The organism is Mesorhizobium sp. M2A.F.Ca.ET.042.01.1.1 (assembly GCF_003997405.1).
Lineage (GTDB): Bacteria > Pseudomonadota > Alphaproteobacteria > Rhizobiales > Rhizobiaceae > Mesorhizobium.
On sequence record NZ_RZRX01000462.1, the window covers coordinates 1 to 2,510 of the forward strand.

At 53.3% G+C, this 2,510-nt stretch carries 3 protein-coding genes; 1 reads left to right on the forward strand and 2 read right to left on the reverse strand.

Going from position 1 to position 2,510, the window contains the following annotated elements:
* The coding region (locus EOA23_RS33690) for a hypothetical protein (RefSeq protein ID WP_127307229.1) at window positions 1-722 on the forward strand (722 nt) is incomplete at its 5' end.
* 17 nt (window positions 723-739) lie between these two features.
* Here the strand turns inward: EOA23_RS33690 and EOA23_RS33695 are convergent.
* Complete coding sequence (locus tag EOA23_RS33695) at window positions 740-1,612, reverse strand: protein kinase (RefSeq protein ID WP_127307230.1); 873 nt, start codon at window positions 1,610-1,612, stop codon at window positions 740-742.
* Window positions 1,613-2,510 (reverse strand): DUF262 domain-containing protein (locus EOA23_RS35945; RefSeq protein ID WP_189341813.1); only part of this gene is annotated, 898 nt, incomplete at its 5' end.

A 2,510-nucleotide genomic window follows, 5' to 3' on the forward strand; every position in this document is an offset into this window, starting at 1 on the left:
GTAAGGAACTGCCTGAGGTCTATAGCTTCCTTGATAAGCTCGAAGGCTTCCTGGGTCGGCGCATCCAGCGGCTTAACCCCGATCGCGACTTTGATTTCTGGTTGGACGAGTACGGTAATTTTCTCCCCTCCCCCCGCACCCGCTGGTGCACGCGACAGCTGAAACTCCGGCCGATGGAGCATTGGCTGCAAAAGGATCTGGAAAGCGGGACGATCGTCCACTCCTACGTCGCTATCCGCGCCGATGAGCCAAGCCGCGAGGGCTATCAAGCCACACACCCCAACATGCGGGTCCGTCTTCCGCTTCGTGAAGCAGGAGTCGATCGTACCGGGGTCATAGAGATACTCGAGCAGTCAGACGTCGGTGAGCCGGCCTACTATCAATGGCGTTCCCGCTCCGGGTGCACATTCTGCTTCTACCAGCAGAAGATCGAATGGGTTCGGCTCGCCGAACATCATCCAGATCGCTTCGCCGAGGCCGTGGATTATGAAAAGACCGCGCTACGAGACGGCTCTCCGTTCACGTGGAGCCAAGGGGAAACCCTGACGGATCTGATCTCGCCCGAACGGGTCGAACAGATCAAGTCAGATTACGAGAAACGCCGGGAGCGGCTGCGGCGTGGCCGGCGGATCAATCCCTTGTCGGGAAAGACCACTGAAACAATCGACGACGTGTACGGCCTTGACGAAGGGGCTGGCAGTTGCGTTGTTTGCCACAAATGATCATCGGGGGCGATCGATTACCCTAGAATTGCTTCATCAATCTGGGCCGCGAAAGCCTCGCCGTTGGCGGGCCGTATGGAAGCGCTGTGATGAAGTGCCTTGAATATCGGATCGAACAGTGTTTCTGGTCCCTTCCAGTCCTCTTTAGAGAGAACCCCTGTGGGATGACTACGGTTGACCACAAACCAGAATACCGACGCCAGCTGAAATACATCGGATGCCGCGTTGATATGGTCATCTCTACCAATGCTACGGTTATTTGCTTCTGGAGACATCCAAAACCGCGGACCGACGATTTCCCAGTCGGGGGTCATTCTTTCTTCAACCGGCAGATCCAACATGTCACATAAGCCGTAGTCGCTGAGCACCCAGCGATCTCCCATCACCAGAATGTTGTCCGGCTTGATATCACGATGGACAGCCCTTCTATGAAGCTCGCCGAGACCGTGTGCGAGTCCGCGGAACTGAGCCAGAAAAATCTCATTCGGAACAGGAGCCCGTTTTACAAGTGCTGAGAGGGGTTCATTGGCTAACATCATGACAATAAATGGGATATCCTTTATCAGCTGCGATGAACGCGCCCTCCGCTGCTCACCATCTATGTCCCCTGCATCTTGATATGCGATTAGATGGTCATGTCGGATACCCTGAAGTAGGGTTTTTTCTCGATCGAACCGCTTGCGCCGATGCGTACGTAGATCGAGAAGAAACTTGACGGCATACTCGGTACCATCCCCAAGATCGGTACACCGATGTACAACCCCATTTCCACCAGCAGCGATTCTCTCGCCAACCTCATAGGTCTTTCCGAACGGCGTTCGCAGCTCATCCGGAATAACAATCGTTTCTTTCGCTAAATTTTCGCCGCGGCCAAAGAATAGTAACGCCATTCAGGCCCTCGCCCCGCATCCGTGCATCCGCCAACAAGCGTTTGAGATTTGGAACACTTGAGTATCCAGCGGCCAGTCTAATTCCCGTCCGTCGGCGGTATGCGTGTGCAGTGGCTCGCCGCATCCAATGCACTTTTCAAAAAGCTTGCCTTGGGCGCCGCCTTTTTCCAGCTGGAGGGCGATGGACTCAAACTTTGATCGGATGGCGCCGTCTGGTTTTCTACCACGATAAGTTCCCTGTAAGACATCCATGAGAAAGTTCTTTCGCCAAGACCGGCTCGACACGCTATTGGCCTGCGATACACACTTTATCGCATACTCGCTCAAGACATCGATTTCAGACTCTGGCGCGATATTCGTGTCAAGTATTCGTAGATCTCCCCTGAGTGGTTCGAGATCCTTGCCTGTCAAGCTATCTCCGGCATTCTGAAATTCATATATCGTCAGGAAGAGCGAATAAAAATCCGACTTCTGCCGAAAACGTGTCTTGGCTAACGGCAACTTTTCAGCGGCGAAAATGCTTTCTAGGTCGTGTATGACCGCTAAGAACGCTTCTTTAACCTTGGCTTCTTCTTCAGGCTTCCATTCCGCATATCTTGAATAAAAATAGTCCAGATCGCCCTTCTTGTCTTGCGGCCCCTCAAGCATGCCAGAAAGTATCTCGGACACGAATTCTACGTCGCCCATTCGCCTTCGCTGGCCGACGGTAAACACCCTTGAGGCGTCGAGGAATTCGTTTATGGAGAGGTCCGTCGATAGGTCAAGGAACCTCCCGGGAAAGTCCGCTCTGCGCAACTCTTGCCTATTCAATGGCATTGAATACTTGTTCACGCGGGAGTATACCTCCCTTACTTCCTCCTCGGTAAACCCTGTGGCCTCATTGTAGTCGATCTTGTAT

What these genes read in the sequence shown, in the direction of transcription:
- EOA23_RS33695 (WP_127307230.1), bottom strand. Translation starts at nt 1,612, where the DNA reads ATGGCGTTACTATTCTTTGGCCGCGGCGAAAATTTAGCGAAAGAAACG.